Annotated in this window: 15 protein-coding genes; 6 read left to right on the plus strand and 9 right to left on the minus strand. The window is 58.5% G+C overall.

The window, feature by feature from the left end; translation table 11 throughout:
• Nucleotides 1–77 precede the first annotated feature (77 nt).
• The 3 genes from mtnP to ndk all read right to left on the minus strand — a co-directional run bounded on the left by mtnP (nt 78) and on the right by ndk (nt 2,837).
• Nucleotides 78–941 (minus strand): S-methyl-5'-thioadenosine phosphorylase, encoded by an 864-nt coding sequence (gene mtnP, locus B5V00_RS09945; protein WP_085010638.1) that lies wholly within the window; start codon nt 939–941, stop codon nt 78–80.
• Entirely contained in the window at nt 941–1,999 is a 1,059-nt protein-coding gene (gene rlmN, locus B5V00_RS09950) for a dual-specificity RNA methyltransferase RlmN (RefSeq protein ID WP_085010639.1), read from the minus strand. Before rlmN ends, mtnP begins: the two co-directional genes overlap by 1 nt.
• 424 nt (nt 2,000–2,423) lie before the next feature.
• Nucleotides 2,424–2,837: a nucleoside-diphosphate kinase gene (gene ndk / locus B5V00_RS09955; RefSeq protein WP_085010640.1), complete on the minus strand. Its 414-nt coding sequence runs from the start codon at nt 2,835–2,837 to the stop codon at nt 2,424–2,426.
• Nucleotides 2,838–3,003: 166 nt separating this feature from the next.
• Between ndk and B5V00_RS09960 the strand changes: the two genes are divergently transcribed.
• Nucleotides 3,004–3,801 carry a L,D-transpeptidase family protein gene (locus B5V00_RS09960; RefSeq protein WP_245803945.1) on the plus strand — a complete coding sequence of 266 codons (798 nt, stop codon included), beginning with the start codon at nt 3,004–3,006 and terminating at the stop codon, nt 3,799–3,801.
• A 12-nt stretch (nt 3,802–3,813) separates the two neighbouring features.
• Here the strand turns inward: B5V00_RS09960 and B5V00_RS09965 are convergent, their stop codons facing one another.
• On the minus strand, nt 3,814–4,113 hold the full coding sequence (locus B5V00_RS09965) for a hypothetical protein (RefSeq protein WP_085010641.1): 300 nt from the start codon (nt 4,111–4,113) through the stop codon (nt 3,814–3,816).
• Between the two features lie 283 nt (nt 4,114–4,396).
• On the opposite strand from B5V00_RS09965, the gene B5V00_RS09970 reads away from it, so the two are divergent.
• The 4 genes from B5V00_RS09970 (at nt 4,397) to B5V00_RS09985 (ending at nt 7,776) form a co-directional block, all read left to right on the plus strand.
• Entirely contained in the window at nt 4,397–4,957 is a 561-nt protein-coding gene (locus B5V00_RS09970) for a methyl-accepting chemotaxis protein (RefSeq protein ID WP_085010642.1), read from the plus strand.
• Nucleotides 4,954–5,748, plus strand: a complete 795-nt coding sequence (locus tag B5V00_RS09975) for a cytochrome c3 family protein (RefSeq protein ID WP_085010643.1) — start codon at nt 4,954–4,956, stop codon at nt 5,746–5,748. The genes B5V00_RS09970 and B5V00_RS09975 overlap by 4 nt, the downstream gene beginning before the upstream one ends.
• Nucleotides 5,749–5,757: 9 nt before the next feature.
• Nucleotides 5,758–6,318 (plus strand): methyl-accepting chemotaxis protein, encoded by a 561-nt coding sequence (locus B5V00_RS09980; RefSeq protein ID WP_085010644.1) that lies wholly within the window; start codon nt 5,758–5,760, stop codon nt 6,316–6,318.
• 66 nt (nt 6,319–6,384) lie between these two features.
• Nucleotides 6,385–7,776: a S1C family serine protease gene (locus tag B5V00_RS09985; RefSeq protein ID WP_172399699.1), complete on the plus strand. Its 1,392-nt coding sequence runs from the start codon at nt 6,385–6,387 to the stop codon at nt 7,774–7,776.
• 33 nt (nt 7,777–7,809) lie between these two features.
• Here B5V00_RS09985 and B5V00_RS09990 read toward each other — a convergent pair whose 3' ends face one another.
• The 5 genes from B5V00_RS09990 to B5V00_RS10010 form a co-directional block, all read right to left on the minus strand.
• Complete coding sequence (locus B5V00_RS09990) at nt 7,810–10,824, minus strand: response regulator (protein WP_085010646.1); 3,015 nt, start codon at nt 10,822–10,824, stop codon at nt 7,810–7,812.
• Complete coding sequence (locus tag B5V00_RS09995; protein WP_085010647.1) at nt 10,821–13,859, minus strand: LVIVD repeat-containing protein; 3,039 nt, start codon at nt 13,857–13,859, stop codon at nt 10,821–10,823. Before B5V00_RS09995 ends, B5V00_RS09990 begins: the two co-directional genes overlap by 4 nt.
• A complete protein-coding gene (locus B5V00_RS10000; RefSeq protein WP_172399700.1) occupies nt 13,856–16,294 on the minus strand; it encodes a response regulator in 2,439 nt (812 codons plus the stop codon). Before B5V00_RS10000 ends, B5V00_RS09995 begins: the two co-directional genes overlap by 4 nt.
• 60 nt (nt 16,295–16,354) lie before the next feature.
• Nucleotides 16,355–18,778: a TonB-dependent receptor plug domain-containing protein gene (locus tag B5V00_RS10005; RefSeq protein WP_139800728.1), complete on the minus strand. Its 2,424-nt coding sequence runs from the start codon at nt 18,776–18,778 to the stop codon at nt 16,355–16,357.
• Between the two features lie 77 nt (nt 18,779–18,855).
• Nucleotides 18,856–22,053 carry a tetratricopeptide repeat protein gene (locus B5V00_RS10010; protein ID WP_085010650.1) on the minus strand — a complete coding sequence of 1,066 codons (3,198 nt, stop codon included), beginning with the start codon at nt 22,051–22,053 and terminating at the stop codon, nt 18,856–18,858.
• 278 nt (nt 22,054–22,331) lie between these two features.
• Here B5V00_RS10010 and B5V00_RS10015 point away from each other — a divergent pair, with 278 nt between their 5' ends.
• Complete coding sequence (locus tag B5V00_RS10015) at nt 22,332–23,162, plus strand: energy transducer TonB (RefSeq protein WP_172399701.1); 831 nt, start codon at nt 22,332–22,334, stop codon at nt 23,160–23,162.
• Nucleotides 23,163–23,220 lie beyond the last annotated feature (58 nt).

Raw genomic sequence — 23,220 nt, forward strand, 5'->3', positions numbered from 1 at the left:
GAAAAATCGTCCGATGGTCAGTCACCGGATTACAAAGTTCATATATACCGTTTTAATCTGACGACCGCAAGCTCCATTCAGGAGAGATATTTTCCCATGATCACGGCCAGTTTTTCCCTGGTTGCCGCCGGTATCAACGCGCGGTCGGTCATGATGGCGTACTGCAGCGCCATCCCGCAGCTGCAGGTCCGCTCGCCGGCCAGACATTTCACGGCCGCGGCGATAATATCTTTCGCCATGGCGACATTCTGCTGAATCAGGGCGACCACCGCCTCGACCGAAACATCCTCATGCCCCTCATACCAGCAGTCGTAATCGGTCGCCAGGGCGATGGTGCTGTAACAGAGCTCGGCCTCGCGGGCCAGCTTGGCCTCGGTACTGTTGGTCATGCCGATGACGTCAACGCCCCAACCGCGATAGATACGCGACTCGGCGCGGGTCGAAAACTGCGGCCCCTCCATGCAGAGGTAAGTCCCGCCTTCGTGAACCGTCGCCCCCACCTCACGTGCCGATTGTGCAAGGATGGCGGCCAGACGACCGCAGACCGGGTCGGCAAACTGGACATGGCCGACGATGCCTTCACCGAAGAAGGTACTGTTACGGGCAACCGTCCGATCAAAGAACTGGTCGGGGATGACAATATGGCCGGGAACGATCTCTTCCTTCATGCTGCCGACCGCCGACACCGAGATGACCTGGTCGACACCGAGTTTTTTCAGGGCGTAGATGTTGGCGCGAAAATTCACCTCGGACGGCAGCAGCCGATGGCCGCGGCCATGACGGGGCAGAAAGACCATGCGGACATCGCCGAGTCGACCGGTGACCAGCAGATCCGATGGATCGCCATAGGGGGTGCCGACCTTTTCCTCACGGACATCTTCGAGGCCTTCCATGGCGTAAAGACCACTGCCTCCAATCACTCCAATCGTCATTTCCTTCATCAGACATCTCCCTCTTTTTCCTGCCCGGGGCAGGTACAGTTTTCCAGTTCACCCTTGAGTTGTCCGCAGGCGGCCAGGATATCCCTGCCCTTGCTCGCGCGACGCACCGCCACCAGGCCATGGTCCAGCAGGAAAGTCTGGAACCGACGGATGGTCCGGTCATCCGGGGTCTGAAAAGGAGACCCCGCGTATTCGTTGAAGGCGATCAGGTTGACCTTGGCCTTCACGCCGTGCAGCAACCGAACCAGCTCCCTGGCATCGGCCACCGCGTCATTCACTCCCCGCAGGAGGATATATTCGAAGGTGATCCGCTCTCCCGGCTTCAGCGGATAATTGCGGCACGCCGTCATCAGCTGATCGAGGGGATAACGTCGATTGATCGGCATCAGCCGGTCACGCAGGGCATCGTTGGCGGCAGTCAGAGAAACCGCCAGTCCGACCCGGACGCGGCACCCCAACTCCTCCATCTGCGGCACCAGCCCGGAGGTCGACAGGGTCACCCGGCGCGGGCTGTAATCAAAACCCTCGGGGGCATAGAGGATCTTCAGGGCGCCGATGACATTATCCAGATTATGCAGCGGCTCCCCCATCCCCATCAGGACGATATTGTTGACCGGACCGTCCTTGCGGGCGGCACAGACCTGGTTGACAATTTCTGCGATCGTCAGGTTGCGGGTCAGGCCGAAAGAACCGGTAAGACAGAAAGAACACTGCATGGCGCAACCGACCTGGCTGGAAATACAGAGCGTCGAACGCCCCCCCTCCATGGGGATACGTACCGTCTCCACGGTTTCACCGTCAGCAAGGCGGAACAGATACTTGCGGGTGCCGTCACGGCTGACCTGCACCGTCTCCGGCTCCCAGTTGGAGATCATTGCACGCCCGGCGAGATCTTCGCGCAGGACCTTGGAAAGGTCGGTCATGGCGGCCAGGTCGCAGACCCCGCGCTTGTAGATCCAGCGCAGCAGCTGGCGGGCGCGAAAGGCTTCCTTGCCGAGTCCCTGGAGAAATTCGGTCAACTGTTCAGGAGTTAAATTTTTCAGGTCAACTGGCGACATAGAAATATCCGGGGATCGGGTCGTTACACACCATCGGCCAACAGCACACCACAGCGTCAATGCATCGAGGCGTCAAGGTATCGGATTTTTTATCAAATCAAGGCGCAGCCCGATGAGCGCGGAGGCGTAGCCCTGAATCAGTGAGCCCCATGTCGGCGGATAGCACAAGTCATTGATCTGCCTGAGCTTCCCAAAAATCACCAGCGAACCTATGGGTGCGCTTCAGATTTTTGAAAATCTCGTTCAGGTCAAGCACTTGCACTCTCCACCCAACAGGAACTCACCGATGCAGGGTAGCGACAGCTACGTCGCACAAGCGAAGCGGGCCTGCAACGCAGAGTTGATGAAAAAGCCGACGCCCTACGCAAAAAAGGCCTTGCGGATGGTACCCGCAAGGCCTTCAAGATGCAAGTTTTCAACTCGTTTAAAGCAGTTCCAGCCCGGAAAAGAAGTAACCGATCTCAAAGGCCGCGGTTTCAGGAGCGTCGGAACCATGAGTGGCATTTTCACCGATCGAGGTGCCGAATTCCTTGCGCAGGGTCCCTTCGGCAGCTTCGGCGGGATTGGTGGCTCCCATCAGGTCTCGCCATTTTTTAATCGCGCCCTCGGCTTCAAGCACCATGACCACGCAGGGCCCGCTGCTCATGAAGTCGGTCAGTTCACCAAAAAAGGGACGTTCCTTATGGACATAATAAAAACCCTCGGCCTCAACCTTGCTCAGGTAGAGTTTTTTCAGACCGACAACCTTGAATCCCTCGGCATAGATGCGGGCGAGAATTTTCCCGGCATGACCGGCGGCGAATGCATCGGGCTTGATAATTGCGAACGTCTGTTCCATAGTTCTTTTATAACCTCCCTCAGGATGAGTTCTCGTGCGTAAAAAGACGCGACCTTTTAGCACTGCCCGGGGAAAAAGTCAAGCAGCCTCACGTTGCCTGCGTCGACTTCTTCCCGCCCTGTTCCTGATCCTCGCCGGGGTCTCAACCGCCTCGGCATGGAGCCCGGTGCGCTATGCAGAATCGTTGCTTACGGACGGCAGTCCCGCCGTCATCGGCCACAACCGGGATTATGTGGTCGGGTCCAATGAGACCCTGATGGAAATTGCCGTCAAGACCGGCGTCGGCTTTGACAACCTGTGCCGGGCCAACCCGGACAGTGACCCCTGGCATCCGCAGGTCGGCTCCCGCCTGATCCTTCCCCTGGCGTTTCTGCCCCCGGACGACCTGATTACGGGGATCACCATCAATCTGGCGGAGATGAGACTCTACCTGGTCTGGTCAGAGGATGGGCAACGCCGGATACGCGCCTACCCGCTCGGCATCGGCAGGGACGGCTGGGAAACGCCGCCGGGTGATTTCCGCGTCACCCGCATCCTGCGCCATCCATCCTGGACACCTCCGCCGTCGCTGCGCAAAGAAAAACCGGACCTGCCGGCGGTGATCCCGCCCGGTCCGGACAATCCCCTGGGAGAGTTCTGGATCGGCACCAGCGCCCCGGGAATCGGGTTGCACGGCACCAATCAACCGTTCGGCGTCGGTCGCCGGGTCAGCCACGGCTGCCTGCGCCTCTACCCGCGCGATATCCGTGATCTCGTCACCCGGGTCAAACCGGGGATGCCGCTTCGCATCCTCAACCAGCCGGTGAAAATCTCAGTCAGAGCTTCCAACCTCTACCTGGAAAGCCACGCGCCCCCCCTCAACCCGGAGCCGCTGCCGGCAACAGTTCCGATGGACCGGATGGATATCCACCGGGCGATTCTGGCTGCTCGCGGCATCCCGTTGCGGTTTTCAATCCAGAACTGAGAACTGATCCTGTTACTTTTTCAAACTCAATTCGAATGCTTTTTTTGCCTCGTCGGCACTTTGCGCCGCCTCGCCCGCCGAAGCTTCGGCACGACGAGCGGCGTTCTCCGCCCGGTTCGCGGCGGCATCGGCCCGCTGAGCGGCAACGGTCGCCCGCCCGGCAGCATCATCCGCCTTCTGGGCATATTGGGCCGCCTGCTGACCCGCCGCAGTCGCCTTTTCGAGCAGAGCCCGGTCAGACGGTGAAAGCTGCGCCGTACAACCAACCAGCAATATCGCCGCCAGAGCTGCCAATACTGTCAATCGTCCCATCTTCAAACCTCCATCGCAGGTGAATTTCAGGTTCCCGCCTCAAAAGCGACAACCAGTCTCGTTCATCAGTGTGTTTAATATCTAGCGCAAAACACCCCACTGTCAATCTCCCATGCCTCACGGCAGATTGTTCATAAACTTTTCACCCCGATGGGTCGATAAGGGAGATAGCGAACATTTAACCCCGAATTCGTGTTCTCACGGCTTCGGGCCGAAGACTTCACAATCCGCACGGCCGGACCATTCCGGACCGACGGCCTCTGCGACTCTTCAGGAGGCGGATATGCACAAAGAAAAACCGATCGAACCTGTTTTCAGCCTGCGCTTTCAACTCAAATACTGCCTGGCCATGGTCGCCGGGTCGATCCTCACCAGCCTGGTCCTCTTCTTCTATCTCGATCAGGGCCTGGGCAACGGCTATTTTGAATCACTGGTCACCCTGAGCAATCTCGAGGCGACGGTTCCCTCCTACCTGATCATATCCTTCAGCGTCCAGCTGGTTCTGATCATCCTGATTACCATCGTCATCCACCTCTTTGTTTCACACAAGATAGCCGGCCCGGTCTACCGTTACGAACTCGCCCTGACCAGCATCCTCAAGGATGACCTGCGTTACGATGTGCGCACCCGCCAGGGAGATCAGCTCAAATCAATGGTCCATGCACTCAATGGGTTCATCGATTCCATGCGGGACATCTTCACCGAGGTTCACAATCTGCATGAACTGCTTGACGAAGAATTGAAACACGATTCGCCCGATTTCGAGAAGGTGGCCGCTGCGGCCAGACAAATGCGACTGCAGCTCGCCGCTGATTCCAGGAACAACGGAGGGGCTGAATCATGAAAAAACTGCTCATATTCAGCTGCATTCTGGTTGGGATCGGCAGTTCGGCTTTTATCGGCTTCGGCCGTGACAACGGCCCTCATGATTTTACCGGCAAGTGCGAACAATGCCACCTGGTGGCGCCGCAGAAGGGACAGCCCGGGATTTTTGTCCAGGATATCGACTCTCTCTGCGAATCCTGCCACCAGATCGTTGAAAGCAATTCCCACCCATCCAAAGTTGCACCGAGCATGAAACTGCCCAAGGGTTTTACTGTCGACTGGCAGGGGCGAATCACCTGCACAACCTGTCATAATCCGCACCCCGACAATGTCGCCGACAATCCCTTCATGTTGCGATCATCCAAGCGGGGCAAGCAGTTCTGTGTTTCCTGCCATAAAGATCTGTTCAAAAACCCGAAGAAACATCTTTCGGCGTCCCGCATTGCTCACACCAAGAGCTGGACACCGCCGACCCGGGACACGCTCGACAAGGCTCTGGACCAGGTTTCCCTGGACTGCCTCACCTGCCACGAGGGGAGCGTGGGACCGGCCGCCAAATTCTCATTGCCGAACGAGAGAAACCTGACCTTCAGGGGCACGAACTTCAGTCATCCGATCGGCATGGACTACGCGCAGGCGGCTTCCAGCAATCGCGAACTGCGATCAGTGGATGACCTTTCGCCGATGATTTCCCTTTACGAAGGCAAGGTCGGCTGCGCTTCCTGTCACAACCCGTTCTCCCACGAAGAGGAAATGCTGGTTTTCAACAATCGACGCAGCGCCCTCTGTCTCGAGTGCCATATCAAATAGGAGGCTGACATGCGCTACCCTTTCCGTCGTCGCAATTTTTTCATCAAAAAAGAGTTTCAGGGAAAATTCATTCTCATTTACGGTCTGACCCTGATCGGTCTTGCCGCACTGATCACCTGGATTCTATCGACCAAGATACGTAACGCGCTGGAATGGCAGATCTACTCATCGCATCTCCGGGTGGAACGGACCGGTGATTTCATGTTCGGCCTGCTGATGGAAACCAATGTTATCGGCATCCTCGCCATCCTCGGCCTGGTCATTCTTATTTCGATGGTCATCGTCAATCGGCTCAACCTTCATTTTCAACGCATGGGCACAACCCTGAACCAGATGGCTAAGGGGGATTTCAGCCAGCCCCCGCAGGCACCAAGCCGGTTTCAGGAAATTACCCAGTTGATTTCCCTGCTGGAGGAGATGAAGATGCACTATCGGGAAAAGTTTGCTAGTCTTGACGATATTCTGCAATCGATCGAAACAGCAGCCCGTGACCAGGCCGATACCGACAGACTTATACAGGAACGGGACCGGTTGTCACAACTGCTCAGCCGGACCCGTCTGCCCGACTGAGTTCGGCTGCCCGGACTGTGCAATCCCCCGCCCGCGACCGGGGACCTGCCATGGATGGAGATTCACATGCCACACCTGTTCTTCAGGAGCCTGGTTTGCGCCCTGCTGATACTGCTGGCAACGGCAACGGCGGGCCTGGCCGGCTCCCGCATCAACCGCAGCGGTTATATTGCCATCAGCATCGATCCGATTCTCTATGAATCCAATCTCTGGGAAACCTCGCACCGAATCACTCTCGATAAATTTTTCACCGCCGAAGCCGCTGATCTCGGAGAAGCCCTGGCCGAAGGGCTGGAAAAAACCGCCTTCCGCGGCCAATTGCGGGTATTGCCCGGCTACAAGGCCGACGAGCAGGAGGAGTTCCGCACCAATGGATCCCCTGACACGTTCCTGATCACTGTTGATATCCGCTCCCGTTACGGGCTGACCAAAAGCAGTCCGGCGGCGGCCTGCCTTTCCGGGATCAGCTGTTTCCTGCTGTCACCGATTAATATGTTCACCTATGAATCAAAAACCGAGGCCAATGTCACCGCCTTCTATTTCACTCCGGCGGGAAAACGGCTGCGACTGGTTCAGGACCACTTCACCTCCGAAGGCCAGATGTCGGGCGACTTCTACGATGCCATGAACATGTCGCAGGAACTGGAGTGGATCACTGAGCTGACCCGGCGCGCCATCGATGATCTCAAGCGCCAGATTCTCGCCGAGGTCCCGACCGACCTGGTCTCCCGTTCATGGCGAAAAGCGGCCGACGACCTCAACCGGCCGCCGGCCGGCGAAACCGCCCGTCCCGGTCTGCCGCCCGTCCCCCGCCTGGCCCGAACCAGAATCAAGCTGTCGGAAACGGAGACCGGGCACAGACCCGGGTCCGCCGCCCCGCAGGCATCCCTCAACCTGCAGCAGATCCTGCGCAAGGTCAGTCCTTCGATTTTCAAGGTCATCACCGAACGCGGCACCGGCAGCGGTTTTGCCATCTCCAGCCGCGGTTTCGGCGTGACCAGCCTGCACGTGGTCGACAAGGCCGGCAAACTGCGCATCCGCTTCCACAGCGGCAAGGAGCAACCGGCCCGGGTTGTCGCGCGCCACCCGGATCTCGACCTGGCCATTCTCTCCTTCAGGGCAGAGTCCGCTCGCGCCATCCCGCTGGGCGATTCCCTGAAGAGCGTACCCGGCGACAAGGTCATCGCCATCGGCTATCCGCTCGATGTCGGTCTGTCCATCACCCCGGCAACGATCGCAGCACTTAAAAAGTACCGCGGCCTGCCGCTGATCTACATCGATACCCTGGTGCCACCGGGAAATTCGGGGGGACCACTGGTCAACAATCAGGGAAGAGTCATCGGCATCACCTTCCGCAAACAGCAGCAGTCCGACAAGAAGGGGACAACTCTGGCCCTGCCGATCAACGAGGCACGAAAAAAATTCGAGCCGTTTCTTGAGTTCTCCGACCCGGGGTAAGCCGGCAGCGGCCCGTTGCTGACCGTTGACGACTCAGGGCATGAGCGCGCTGACGGCCTCATCTATTTCGCGGCCTTCGTAGCCTTCTGCCCGCAGTGCCGCCACATAGTTTTCCAGAACCTGGTTGGCGGGAACTGTTTTCCCCTCACTGGTGTAGGTTTCATAAAGCTGGCGAACCAGGAGGTCATTGATCGGGTCGAACTGCAGGGCCTTGTGTCCGACCTGGGCCGCTTCGCTGAAAAGCTTCTGATCCAGCAGCAGGTCGATCCAGACCTGTGAACTTTCAAGAAAAAGAAGCAACAGGTCCTGTCGGTAATACTCGCGATTTTCATCCAGCGGCAGGGCCAGATTCAACTCTCCCCGCCAGAGACGATGAGCGCGACGGAAAGCCTGGTCAGCCTGCCAGGTCTCCCGCCGCTTGGCATGGCGGATACCCTGCCGGACGAGAATTTCGAACTCGGCGGCATCAACCCAGCTGTGATCAAGGCACAACGTCCCCTTCTGCAGGTAGAAAAAATCTCTTGCTGTTCCCCCGTCGAGAATCCCGTCGAAAGCTTTGCGAAGGCGTGACAGCAACGAATCAAACTTGGAACGAGCCTTGTCCGCTGAACTGTCGGGCCAGAACTGGTGTTGAATATCCTCCTGCCGCAACTGCAGGTTGGGCGCCGTCAACAGCATACCGAGCAATTGCCGCAACGCCGAACTCAGTTCCTGCCGCAACTGCAGGGTACGACCGCCGACGGCAAGGGAAAATTCACCCAACACCCGAAACCGCAGTAACGGCAGCTGCCGACCATCCCTGGTAAAACTGACGTAGGTTCGCCGCCGGGCCAGAGACAAGGGCATCTCACCACCGATGTCCAGTTCAATCGCCGCTTTCACCAGACGGACCGCGACATCGGGATACCACCCATAAAGGTTGCTGTAGGATTGCTGTTCCATCATCTCGGCCCAGCGACTTAAATCTTCGACCGCTGTCGCCGCATCCCGCTGATAATGAACCAGGCCACGGTAGGCAAGAGCCGAACAGAGCAGGAAACGGTCATCCAGGTCCCCGGCCAGGGCGACGGCACGGTCGAAATGCGCCAGGGCACGAGAGAGATCGTCCGTTTCAAGCCGCATCAGCCCCAGGCAAAGCTCGGTTCGGACCACAAAGAAAGGTCCCCCCAGCAATCGTCGGGATTCCTCAGCCAACCGTCCGTATTCAAGCCCCTGCTCTCTCCTGCCGAGCAGAACCGCCAGGCAGGAACGAAACTGCAGCAACTGGCTCTTCAGGTGAGGCGTCTGCCCGCCCGGCAGGGAAAGGGCAACCCCCAGCAGTTCATCCGCCTGCTGGTAATGCCCGTGCGCCAGTTCGCTCTGCGCATCGAGGAGCATCAGCTGCGACTGAACCAGGCATTGTTCAAACACGCTCAGCGACGCCAACCGTCGGGCAAGATTTTTCTGTCGCCTGCTGCCGAGAACATCTCCCATGTTCTCCAGCAGCAGAGCGCGAAATTTGAGCAGAGCGAGTCGCGTCGAGGGATTGACCTCGCCGGAATTGTTCAGGTGCCTTGACGTCAGTTCAAACTCGCGGATGGTAGCGCGCCAATTACCATGACAGAGTTGCTCAAATCCCCTTACCATGCGTATCAGCACCTGGTATTCAAGCCTGCTCTGCTGAACGGGATTCGCAACGGCAATCTCCAGGTAAAGGTCTGAGGCCTGGAAATCACTGTTGAAAAACAGGTGCCCAAACGCCAGATAGAGACAGACCTGCAGCAGGAGATGATCCTCCGCTGCCGATTGCTGAGCTGAAAACAGGCTGTCAGCGAGAGCCAGAAATGACCTGCCGGCAATGAAATCACCATCGACGAGACAGCAGTAATGAACCATTTGCGCCGCTGTATAAAGCTGGCCGAGATTGTCTTCACGCTGTCGAAAACTGTTCAGGGCAACTTCAAAATGAGGACGGGCCTGCTGTGGCTGGTGTTCCAGCAGAGCCAGGCCCAACAGACAGCTCAGCCATGGGTAGCGCCCGCCATCGAGGTTCTTGAGGACATCGATCTGCGGTATTAAACTGCAGACATCACCCCGGCCGTAAAGCATCGGACCGATCTGCGCCGTCACCCGCTCCGCGGCGTCTTTGTCACCAGCCAGCAACAGGTAGTTGATCCCCTCGGCGAAGGCTTCCTGGGAGAGGTGCCAATCAGCCGCGGTGAGATAGACCCGCTCTATTTCCGCCTGTTCGAGTTCCTGATGAGCACGAGATGAAAGGTAATCCAGAAAATGTTCATGAAATACGTACAGATCTTCCCCGCGCCGGCAGGTGACAAAAAAATTGTGCCGTACCAGGTATTCCAGGGCGGACCGGATATCCTCGATATCCGCCAGTTTTTCAGCCAGTCCCCCCGGAATCACGTTGAGCAACCCGAGCTTGAGCAGAGAATGACGCAGGTTTTCAGGGAACCGTGCAAAGAGTTCACCGCGAAAACGGCTGAAATCCAGTTCGCCATCGTCCTGAAGCAGAGTGGCGAGCTGCTGCAGGATTTCTGACCCGGACCGGGTATCCACCGCCTCTCCGGCACTTATCAGACCGGTCACCCAGCGCAGGGCGGCGGTCTTCTGCACCACCTGTTTGCGTAATCCCTGATTAGCACTGCGCAATTCTCTTTCCAGGGACTTGATGCGCAGCAAGGCCCGAATCCGCGCCAGCAATTCAACATTGCGGATCGGCTGCGAAATAAAATCCTGGGCACCGGCCTCAAGCCCTTCCGCCCTCAATTCGGGGGTCGACTGATGGGCCGTGATCAACACCACCGAAACGTCATGGGTGCGATGGTCACTCTTCAGCCGACGACAAACTTCGATGCCGTCCATCCCGGGCATCTGCATATCGATAAAGGCCCCATCCGGGGGACTCTGAAAGGCCAATTCAAGAGCATCCAGGCCGTTTGAGGCGATCTGCAGACGACAGTCGGGCAAATTCTGCTGTATCAGCTCCTGAAGCAGGGTCAGGTTGGTCGGATTGTCATCCACCAGCAGCAATTGATAATCTTGTTGAGTCATGGCCTTTCCTCGCTGGTTCCCGCCCCTGAACGATGGGATGGCGACGATCCGACATGAATCGCGCCGGGAATTTCCTGTTCACCGTTGGGACCTGAGATACGCAGGGTATAATAACCATCGGCCGCAGGCCGAGACAGGACTGCTTCAAGCCGCCCGCGCGTGGTCAGACTGACGGAACCGGCTTCGACGACGTCCGGAAGCTGGAACAATCTGCTCCCGGCGGCCCGCAACCACAAAAAATCCGGCCCGGGCAGAACCTGTTTGGCCATCCCCGGCACAACGATACGTCCGATCAACCGCGGATGGGAAGGCCGGGAGACGTCGATCGCCTGAACGCCTCCGGAAAGGTCGGCGATATAGACCCGCCCTTCCCTCAGGCTCAGGGACCGGGCACGGCCGTAAGTCTGCAGATGTCCAACGGTTCGGATTGTACCATCCTTTCGCAGCGCGGCAACAACCAGTCCATTCTCCAGGTCGGCAATATAGACATAGCGGCCATCCGTCCTGACATCATAGAAATCACTCATATCTTTCAACGGCGCCGCCAATTGCAGGCGGCGCACCAGTTTCGGTTCTCGCGGGCGACTGATATTGACCACCGCAAGCCCCGCCCTGCCGGAAGCGACCAGCGCATAGGAGCCCTCGACAACCACACTGCGTGCCATCCCGGCGAGCGATAACCGACCAACCATCAGCGGCAGGCGCGGGTTGCCGAGATCTACCACCACCAGGCCGGCTCGACCGCAGGCGACATAGGCAAGGTTCCCGCGGACCTTGATTCCTCCAGGCTGGGCCGGCAGAGGCAATGACCCGAGGACTCTCATCGATCCCGGGGTACTCAGATCAATCACCTGCAACCGGTCCCCGCTCAACAGAACAACCAGGTCACCGATCAGGTCGAATCCCAGACCGCCATCCCCGAGCAGAACAGGTGCTCTTTCCGGCCAGGCAAGCGAGTGCAGAGAAAGATAATATTTGTCATTAAGAACCAGGAGCGACTCGTTGTCGAGCAGCATATCCACTGCTCCCTTCGGAGCAGAAAGAACCTGAACCTGTTCCGGTCGAGCCGGAACAGCCAGGGAAAAAAACCGAACTCCGGAGAAACCGTCCGCCACCAGCAGCGTTCCGCCGACGGTCCGCAAAGCTCCCACCGAGTTGGTCAGGGGAATGTTCCAAACCAGTTCAACTCCCTTTCTTCCCCGTGACGTCGGACGCAGAACACCAAGACCTGACCGGCCGAGACGGACATAAAAACATCCGGCCCCGGCAGCTATGGCGGTGACACGCGGCAGGTCGAGATTGCCGCGGAGCAGTATCAGCCGCCCCCCGGGCCGCAGTCGAAACAAGGCCAACTGTCCTGACCTGAGCAGGGCAAGGACGCGGTCTTCACTCACCGCCAGCGCCACGACGCTCTGATCCATTGGCCGCAGCTGCAGGGATCGCAGTTGGCCGTCTGGAGACATCTCGACGGTCCTGATCCCTGCTTCTCCCTCAGCGACCAGCAGGGTTCGTCCACTGAAGGCCATCCCGTGGGGACGACCGGTTGTCGATAAACCGCCGAGGGGACGCGGATGATCCGGGTCCGCCAGGCTGAAGCAGAGAATGCCGCCCAAGTCATCGGCGACCAGCAGTATACCGTCCCGGACGACGATCGCCCTTGGCTGTCCCGGCAAAGACAGACGATTCCGGACCTCGAGTCGCGGGCCGACGCGAGCGACAACAATCAGCTCACCGGCATTACTGCCGAGAAAGAATCGTCCGGCCCCTTGACCGATACAGACAATCGACCAGTTCTGATAAAGCCGGCCGTCCAGTATCGGTTCCCGACGGCCATCAAGCCGATAGCTCACCAGACCATAGGGTTGTGTCGCCACCAGCAGACGATTTCCGGTCACGGTAAAAAACGCGGGACTCCCCAACAAGGAAAAACCTTCAACAACCGGGATCTTGTCGAAATCCGGCAGGGGAAGATACTTCAGACCGGTACGGGCATCACCGATGTACAACATCCCGGCGGCAGCAGAAACCGCGCGGACACTGCCAGTGGTGGCGATAAAACCCTGCTGACCAGAACGGAAGGAGGAATCGGGACGTACCAGCAACACACCATGATTGGTGCCGAGATAAACCGTATCGTCTCCAACTTCAAGGCTGATGAGTTTGTCGTGTTCCGTCGTGAACAGCGCCCTGGGAGTTTCTCCGCCACCGTCGGGAACGTAATAAAGGTTGGTTCGGGTCATGGCCAGAGCCCCCCCCTTCCAGCCCCGAACCTGCCTGGTCTGACCCGGCACCTTGATGTGGCTGAACGAGCCGACATCCCCATTCTGTCTGATCGGAAAAATAAGCAGGCCGTAATGGTCATCGGCCACCAGCAGCCGGTCGCCACTGATCGCCAGATCGACGACCCGATCGGGTGTCGACACTTTGCGCAGGACCTCCGGGGATTTCGGATCTGAGAAATCGATGATCAGAAAATCCCGTTCTCCAACGGCAACGTAAGCTTTGTCCCGACGACAGGCCAGACCATGCACCGGCCCGTCAAAAGCCAGGGTGCCGAGCAGTTGCGGTGAGGAAGGGTCGCTTATGTCCACCAGCTGTAAACCACTCTTAACGCTGGTGATCAGCGCCAGTGAACCGACCACCGCCACATTCCATTCGGTCCCCGGCAGCGGCAGACTGGCAAGAACCGACGGTGCGGACGGCTGTGAAATGTCACAGAGAATCAGTCCGTCAGGCGAATTCGCCAGCAACAACAGGTTGTCCTTGCGGGCCATCCCGTTGATCATCCCGGAAAAAGGGAGTTCTCCTCTCACCATGTGCTGATTACCGATGTCGGGCAACAGGCTGACGTGGGTCTGCCGACCGAACCCGGACCCGGCCAGGGCAACCCTGATCCGGCCATCCGGGGCATCTTCCACCGACAGCAGGGCCCGCACCGAAAGGGGGGACGTCTCGGGAAGAGGCCTGGCGAACCAGAGGCCGGACGACAACAGCAGGGCGCAACCGGCCACCAGGAGCACAACCCGCAGCTTCATCCCCCCTCCTCGACAGCTGATGTTTCATCCGCTTCACCGAGCCAGCGCTGAAGAACCAGCAACAGATCCTCACGCCGAAAGGGTTTGCACAGATGGTCATCCATCCCCGCGTCATGACAGGCGGCAATATCTTCAGGAAAGGCATTGGCGGTCAGGGCGATGATCGGGATGGAAAGACCTTTTTGCCGCAACCGCCGCGTGGCTTCATAACCGTCGACAATCGGCATCTGACAATCCATCAGCACCAGGTCGACCCGCTGTTCTTCCAGCAGTTCCAAGGCTTCCTCGCCCTGGTGGGCGATCAGCAGCCACCCCTCTTCATCCGCAAGAATGCGTTGCACGAAATCACGGGTGGTCGGATTGTCTTCGACCAGCAACACCCGCCATCCCGGCGGCAACTGCATTTGGGGTGAATCCGGGGAGAGCGCCGTTTCCGGCGGCTGGGACTGAATCTGCAACAGTTCGTTCAGGGTTTTGACCAGCTGCACCGACCGGATCGGTTTGTAGAGCCAGTGAATATTCGGACCACAGCCATCATCTGCCAGCGACAGGTTCCCCTGTTCGCACATCATCACCAGCCGGGTTTCCCGGAACCGAGCCTGGGAGGAAATCGCCGCCGCCAGGCGTTTACCTCCCAGTCCGGCCATGTCGGCATCGAGAAAAGCGGCGACAAACGGATTCTGATCAGCAGCCTCAGCCAGCATCGCCAGGGCCTGACGACCGTTGACGGCATGCTCGACTTCGAAGCCGCAGGCGGCCAGTTTGTCGGTCAGAATGTCGACGGCATGCTGATCATCATCCACGATCAACAGCCTTCCACCACGCAGTTGTTCCGTGATCAAGCTCGGTTTCACCGACTGCCGCGGTTGTCGCCGCAACGAAATTTCAAACCAGAAGCACGATCCAACCCCGGGAGTACTCTCAACCCCAACCTCACCGGCCATCAGACCGACCAGTTGCCGAACAATAGCCAGGCCGAGGCCGGTCCCGACAAACTTCCGGTTCATCGCTTCGCTGGCCTGGGCAAAACTGTCGAAAATCCTGCCCTGCAGGAGCGGGTCGATCCCGATCCCGGTATCCTCGACCTCGAAACGCAGGTATACGGAAGAAGAATCCTGCTCCAGGGCCGCAACCCGGATACGCACGTCACCACGTTCGGTGAACTTGACTGCATTCCCGACCAGGTTGAGCAGAATCTGCCGCAACCGACCGGCGTCACCACGCAGCAGAACCGGCAGTTCGGGAGGGAGTTCACAGCCGAGGTGCAGGCCTTTTCTCGCCGCCGTTTCGCTGAACAGCTCAACAACTTCTTCCAGGCTCTCGCCGAGATCGAAATCTTCTTCCGTCAGAACCAGTTTACCGGCTTCAATCTTGGAAAGATCAAGCAAGTCGTTGAGGATTTCAAGCAAGGCTTCTCCCGAGTTGAACACCGTCTGCGCCAACTGTTGCTGCTTTTCGTTGAGGCCGGTATTGAAGAGCAGCTCCGTCATCCCCAGCACGCCGATCATCGGGGTTCGGATTTCATGGCTCATATTGGCCAGAAACTGCGACTTGGCCCGGTTCGCCGCTTCGGCACGGTCACGCGCCTCGGCCAGATCGGCCACCGACTGCTGCAACCGGTCGTTGGTCTCGCTCAACTCCAGGGTACGCTGTCTGACCAGCTGTTCAAGGTTCTGGTGATACCCCTGCAGCTGCCGGTCACGCTCTTCCAGTTGCTCCAGCATGGTATTGAAACGTCGGACCAGCATGCCGATCTCATCCGGATGTCGCGGCCGGGCCCGCAACCGGAAGTCTCCCCGGTCGGCAACCCGCTCCATCACCTCCGAAAGATCGATCAGGGGCTCGGTCACCACCCGCTGCAGGCGCGACGCAAGCAGGACGGACAGCAGCCCCGACAGCAGCAGCAAAACCAGCAGGGCACTGCCGAACTGGGCCAGGCGGGTATTCAACTCTCCCAGGTCGAACTGGATGTAGAGTTGTCCGAGCAACTGCTGATCAAGAAAAATCGGCAGAAGATAAGCGAGGTGTGAGCTGCTGAAATGGTAACTGACCCGGGTTGCCAGGGGAGCCTGGTCAAGCAACTTGCAGGGGCTGTAGGACAGGGCCGTAACACGATCCTGAAAGGACCCATTGGCATTGAGATAATAAGCGAACGGTTTTCCGGAACGAAAAACAAAAGCGGCGCGGACATGAGGCTCGGAGGCAAGCGACGCCAGAACATCTTCCACCTGGGACTTCTGATTCAACATCAGGCCCTGCCTGCTGTTGACGGCGAGCACCTGGGCCAGCGCGGCGGTTTTGTCAACCAGCGACTGGCGAAAGGAAACGACCTCAACCGCCAGCAGAGCGCCCGCGACCAGCAACATCACCACGACACTGACCAGCACGATCACCAGAATCAGTTTCTGTCGTATGGATGCATTGTGGAAGTTCACGCGAGACATCCCCCATGGTCCGCAATCAGGCTGCTATTGGAACGTCTTCTACGCCATCGGTCAATATTTAAAATTCAGCCCCGCCCAGACCTGACGGCCGAGTTGGTATTCGCCCGGGCTCAACCCCGACTCGACCTTGCGGTTGAAGACATTGAAGATATCGAATCTGAAACCGACCCCGGGCACCCCCAGCAGGGTCCCCTGCCAGGCCAGCTTCCAGTCAAAAAGCACCACATCCCCCCGTTTGACATCATCGTAGACATAAAGGCTTTCGGCCACCGGTTCTCCCTTGAAGAAGTCAAAACGCTGCTCGGCACCGGGAATCGCCTTTTCCTGCCAGGTGTTCTCAAGGCTGTGATAGCTGCTCAGGTAACGGGTGAAATTGGTAAAACTGAATCCGGCCGGAAGCTGCGTGGTCCAGAGCATTTCGAGAGTGTGGGGGCGGTTGTAATCGCGCCGCGGCAGTTCGGCCTTGTAGACAATCCGGTTCCGGTACCAGACCCGATCCTGCAATTCTTCGTCATCCAGGACGGTATCGTAATTGTCATTACTTGAGGAGCTTTCCTGCCAGGTCCAGGTCAGCAGCAGATACTGTTTCCGCCAGGCCTTTTCCCAGGAAACGCGGTAGCTTTCATGTCGACTGTAACCATTGTTGTTGACCGTATAATAGCGCAGCCCATCAGCTTCGACCGGGCCGTACTGACGGGCAAACTCGTCGCGCCCGCGGCGATAGACATACTTGCCGCTGAGTTGTCCTCCCAGCAGCGCCTGGTCAAAACCGAGCACCACTTCATCGTTGTACGGGGTGTCCAGCCGTGAAAAGCGGGCAACGGATTGCAGGGTATCGGGATAGGGTTGCCAGGCCATCACCTGATTGTGAACCGTGCTGCGGTATTCGGCGTTCGGCGGCAGCTTCCCTTCACGCAGTTTGAAGGTTAGAAAGCTGCGCCCGTAATAGCGATTGACCCCGCCGGTCAGAACCGTCCGACCATCTCCGAAAAGGTCATATTCAAGGGCCAGCCGCGGTGCCAGGTTGAGGTTCTCCAGATAATCATCGTAATCGGCCCGCAATCCGGGACGCACGCTGAGCTGACGATACCTCAGCTGATCCTCGAAATAGATCCCGATGGCGTTGATTTCTTCAACGGTGCGCGAAGCCCGGTAGACGTTGCGCCGGGTCAGGAACTGTTCCCCGTCGATACAGGCGAACAGGTCGGCGCCGCAGATAACATCCGGTGTCAGGCGCGACTCCTTGTAGGCAACCGCCTGCTGCGAACGTTGGTAACGGCCACGGGTCCACGAGGCCTGCAGACCACCATTGAGATGCTGCTCCAGGTCGCCGCGCGGCTCCAGATCCCAATTGACATCGACATTGACATGAACATCCTGCTGCTCCTTGTCCAGGTTGCCGAACCCACCCTCGCGGCTGTAATCCGAACCCACCAGGCGCCCCCAGGGACGACTGTCTGTCGCGGCCCAGAGTCGCCAGTTCTGCGGTGCATCACGACTGTTTTCGCTGTCGCTGAAGGCGGCCTGGAACTGGATGCTCCCCTGTTCAAAAAAACGATAGTGATTCAGTGTCGTCGTCAGGCCGCCGCCGTTGATCACAAAACCGCTGTCAGCGGCATCCTGCACAAAATAATCGGCCTTGTAGGGAGCGTAAAGCAGGGTGAAATCCCAACTGTGATCAGCATCCTGATCGAAAACGCCTTTGAGAAAAAAGTTCTCATTGCGGCGATTCTGGCTTTTGCGCTCACCCAGGTGCAGCAGCGGAATATCGGAATAGAGCTGATGGTAGTCGAGCAGCAGGCCGACCCGGTCGCTGACCGGAAGATCCACACTCACCCCACCCTGATGTTTTGAAAACTCCGGCTGGGCCGAAGCACTGCCCGACTGCGTGAATCCGGCTCTGTCAGCCTCATTGAGGTGGAATTCGGTCCATTCATCCCGCGTGTGCCGATAATCGAGGTTGACGCTGAAACGCTCAGCCGGATGACGGGTAACGACATCGATGACACCGCCACTGAACTGTCCGTAACGAACCGGGATATTGCTGTCGTAAAGAACCACCTCTTCGGCCAGGGAGCTGTCCAGGAAGAGTTTCTGCGGATGCCCCGGGACATCGGCAAAATCGTTGGGATTGCGGGCGGTCGGATCCAGCAGGCTGTTGTTGTCAAGACCGTCGATCAGGAACAGGTTCTGAAACACCTTGCCGCCGGAGATGGAAACATCGGGCGGCAGAATCTCTCCGGCTGTCAGGGATGATTTGAACGTTTCACTGAACTGGACATCGGGCAAGACGTCGAGCAGCTCATTGATAGTACCGTTGCCCTGCGGCAATCGGTCAATCATCTCCCGCGACAGCCGCGACACGCCGTTCGCCCTGACATCGAGGGAGCCGATGATCGTCACCGGTTCCAGGACCGGGACAGCGGCCGGGGATCCCGCCGTGGCCGCTGCCCACGAAAAAACGGGAACAAGCATCAACAGCACAGCACTGAAAATGCCCGGGACGCAGGATCGGTAACGAAGGAAAAACATGCCCGGCAGAGTCTTTCGGTTCAGGGGTCAACGTACAGTGGACGATGGTCGGAGATATCCGGAATGCCGTCATTATCGCAGTCGGGATCAAGCATTAGGCCACTGGCGGCAATATCCGCGGCACTGGCCAGCGGTGACCAGAAATTCGGCAGACCGTCACCATCGGTGTCGATCGCGGCAACTTTCGTTCCAGGAAAATCGTCACGTCGCGAAAAGGACTCAGCGATGGCCTGCAAGGCGTCGTTGCGACTGCTGACAAAAGACAGGCTCTCAGCAAGGGCGATGGCCTGATCCGAAAAACCGGCGCCGGCCAGCGCTCCGGCGATGGCCACCAGTTGCTTCATCCTGGTGGTATCAACCTGAATGCTTCCCGCTGTCTGCTCAGCCAGTTGCAGGGTCAGCAAGGCATCGGCCGAATTTTTCATCAAGCTGTAATAACCGGCAGTTTTCAGCAGGTACTTGATCTCGGTCCTGGCCAGGCTGTCATAATTGGACAGACCGGCATCCCTGACCGGATCGTGAATGTCCGCTGCCGCTGCCGACATGGCGTCCGCGACCTGCTGCAGCACCCCACCTCTCTGACCACTCTCGATGATCCCGTCGGCAAGGGTTTCGTACAGCTGCGTCTCCTCGGTCCGGCTGACCAGCGACTGTGCAACCCGTATTTCGTCGTAGGCTTGAGAAAACTGTCCGTCTCGAGCGGTCACCATGCCCAGGCGATGATAACCGAGGGCAATGGAAACCAGGCCGTCAATCCGGTAGCTGACCCCAACCACGGGCTGCAGAGCTCCTTCGGCGCGCCCCAGCAAGGTTGCCGCCGTGGCAAAATCACCGACGTCAGCATAGAGGTCCGCCACCTTGACGTAGCCACGTTCGATCAGGTTGCGGTAAATGTTGCGGTCGCTGGTCTCCGTCAGACCACCGAGCAGACGGGCTGCCTCGTCCAACGCCTGCACGGCTTCGCCGAGACGGCCGACATTGATCAGGGACAGACCGATTCTTTCGTTCTTTCTGTTCAGGGCGTAGTAGGTCAGACCTTCAATCAGGTCACTGGCGGCACTGAAATGGTCGTTCAGAACCTGCAAGCCACTGGCATAACCATTGTTGAGGGCCTCCCAGGTCGCCACGGACATGAAGGCGGCATTCTGATAATAAACGCCGGACCGGGTCGCGCCGTAATAGTTTTTGTAGCTCACCGGAATGCTGTTGGCCAGATTCAAAGCCTCAATGGCAAAACCGCTGCGGTAAAGATCCTCAACGATCTGCGAAGCATAGTACCAGGTCTCGTTCAGGGTCAGGTTCTGCAGCCCGTCATTGGCTCTCAGGCTCTCAATCTCCTGGTAAATTTGCCAGACCTCGGCACTGCGGCCGAGATCGGCATTGAGACGCAGAACCTCGCTGAGATTGAATATGCGCGAGCGATAATACATGTAGGTCACTCCTGACCTGACCTTTTTATTTGCGGGAGTCAGTCGGGCCAGGGGCAGCAGGTCGTTCACCATGGCAGTCGCCTGTGCAATTTCATCTGCGGCCAGAGCATCCTCGGCAATATTGCGCACACCGATGAAAAACTTGCCGTAGGTCGACGTCGACGCAACCGCAGTCGCCAGTTGCTGGAGATAATCCAGCACCCGGGCTGCATCATCCAGGTCCCCGATTTTTCGATAATTAGCGGCAATTGATGCGAGGACGGCGCTGTCGTGGCTCGACAGCAAAGCAGCCCCCTTGCTGTCGACAACCCGGCGAATGGCTGCATAGGCGGCATCGAGATGCGGCAGGGCGGCAGCATAGCGTCCGAAGTCAACCTCGGAGCGCCCCAGCTCAAGCCAGGCATCGGCCTGCTCCGCCGACTGGTAAATCTGGGTCTGAACAATCTTTTCCGCCTCGGCAAAAAGACCGGCGGCGGCCTTGCCGTCAACGATCTCGACCATCAGCGGATCATTGACCGCGTCATCGGAAACCAGGCCGACCAGTTTTTCCGCCTGATGCAGGTGGGAGAGATCGGAACGGTAATAATAGGCGGCCCGCCGGGCACTGTCGTCACCCGGCATCTCGTCAGCCAGCAACGGCACCTGGATACTGTAGGCGGAAGTCAGGGAGGCCAATTCCCGCAAAAGGGGATTGACGGTCACCGCAGAAAGACCACTGCTGCTGCCTCCCTGCAGCTTCACATTGAACTCGTTGCCGGGCAACGACAGGGAGACAGCGTCATTCAGTCCATAGGCATGCAGCAGGTAACGCGCCAGACGCTGCGGAGCCACGCGGTTCAAAGGAACCAGGGCCGGGGCAACCGCCTGTGCCACCTGCATGGCCAGGGTATGTCCGTTGGCGATGAAAGCCGGATCGAGGGGATCAAAACCACTGCCAAGGCTTCGCTCGACGATGGTGCGGATACCCTGAAAAAGTTCCTCGACAATGAAAGACTGCCGCTGATCCCCGTTGCCGGCCAGGGCCAGCCGCATATCCTCGATCCGCTGCCGGGCATCGCCGACGAAGCCGAGGTCATTCAACAGGCCGGAATCGGGAAACCCGCTACTGAACACGCTCGCCGGTGGCGCGACAAGCTGCGCGGCGAGTCGGGCAAACGGCTCCTGCGCGGGATCCTGCAGAACCAGCTCTGCGGCGATCTTGCTCAGAAGCAGGGTCCGGTTCAACAGTTGGGCATCTTCAGCGGGGCGTGACAACAGTTTCGAGGGAGAGCCGCTCAACTGCAGATTGTCTGCTACCACCTGCAGGGAATCGGCGAGAGAGAGACCAGACTGCCAACCGCGGGTCACCAGCGTGGTCAGCGGAGAGACAACAACCCGCCCCAGGGAAGAAGCATAGAAATCAAGAGCGGAACATTGCTCCATGGCGGAAAAGTCGAATCCGGTTCCACCATCACTGCCCCCTCTGGCGACAAGCAGCAGCGTCCCCGGATCGACCCTTCGGGCAAGCAGCAGGGAGAAATGACCGGCATCGTCACTGCGGGTTTCACATCGGCCCTGCCCACTTGGACCACAGAACGGAACAACGCTGCCATCAACCGCGTCGGCAAGATAAATGCGGGCATCAACAATCGGCCCATCCTCGACAAACCCGGCCACCAGTTGAGTCGGCACCGCCGTTGCCGCCGGTTGATCACTGCTGCTGCCGGTTCCCCCACAGCCGAAGAGCCCGAACAGCAAAAGGCCGCCCAGCCACCACCAACCGGATTTACGAAAAAGGGACAACGCCATGTCGCAACAACCAACAGGAGACACCGGGAAAAAGATCCGGAAAATTCAACAGGAAATCTAACTACTCAATATTAAATGCGAAATGTACCAGACAGCCATCAGAAGAGGCAACTTAAAATCCTCATATCCGACAGGTGTGCAAAATTCTGCACACATTCCAGACAGTTAGCATTATCAAATTCCCCGGGATGGTGAGAAACTTGACCCTGGAAAGGGAATTGCCCTATAAACAACCCACGCATTCAGTAGAGACTCTGTCAAGGCGGGACATGCGGCAAATGAGTTCTTACACCGACAACGGCACCCAGGGCCGCCGACTGGCCATAGCGTTGCTGCTTTCCATTGCCGGGCATCTGCTGTTTCTCTCCCTGCCCGGGGTCAAGGTGCCGAACCCCCGTCCACAGGAGCAGACTATCCGGGTCGGCCTGCGGAAAATATTGCCGCGCCCCGCCACCAGTCGCCGCAGCACACCGGCTCAAAACGCACATCGCCCGCCTCAACCCCGCACCAAAGTCGCGGCGACGCAGCCTTCGGCCAAAGAGAACGACCGGAAGTCCCCGACAGAAAAAAGTGCAGCCAAAACAAACGGGCCCGTCGAAAAAAGAACTGCTGACACGACTCCGGACCCGGTCGTCACCCGGCAGCCGTCTGAGCCCCCCAGGATGGTCGAACAACAGGTTCCCCGGCTGCAGGCAACAACCCGGCCGGCACCATCCAACCACGGCGATGAAAGGCCATCGACCGCACAAGTGAAGATAAGCGAAAGCCGGGGGCCGTCTCCCGCATCCCCGCCGGAAACCGCTTCTACGACGGCATCTCAACCACAGGCCGCCGTCATCGCGCCGACGTACCTCGACAATCCACGCCCACGCTACCCCCCCCTCGCCCGGCAACGGGGCTGGCAGGGAGATGTCCTGGTCCGGGTGTCGGTTGATCCTTCCGGCCGGGTGGTCAAAACCCGGCTGGAACGGTCATCCGGACACCGGGTTCTTGATCGCTCAGCGTTAAAACAGATCCGCCGATGGCGGTTTCGCCCGGCCAGCAGGGGAGAGACAAACATTGCCGGGGAGGTGACGGTGCCGGTTCATTTCCGGCTGAGAAGTTCGTGAGAAAGGTTCGAGGTTCGAGGTTCGAGGTTCGAGGTTCGAGGTTCGAGGTTCGAGGTTC

The organism is Geothermobacter hydrogeniphilus, assembly GCF_002093115.1.
Taxonomy (GTDB): Bacteria; Desulfobacterota; Desulfuromonadia; order Desulfuromonadales; family Geothermobacteraceae; genus Geothermobacter_A; species Geothermobacter_A hydrogeniphilus.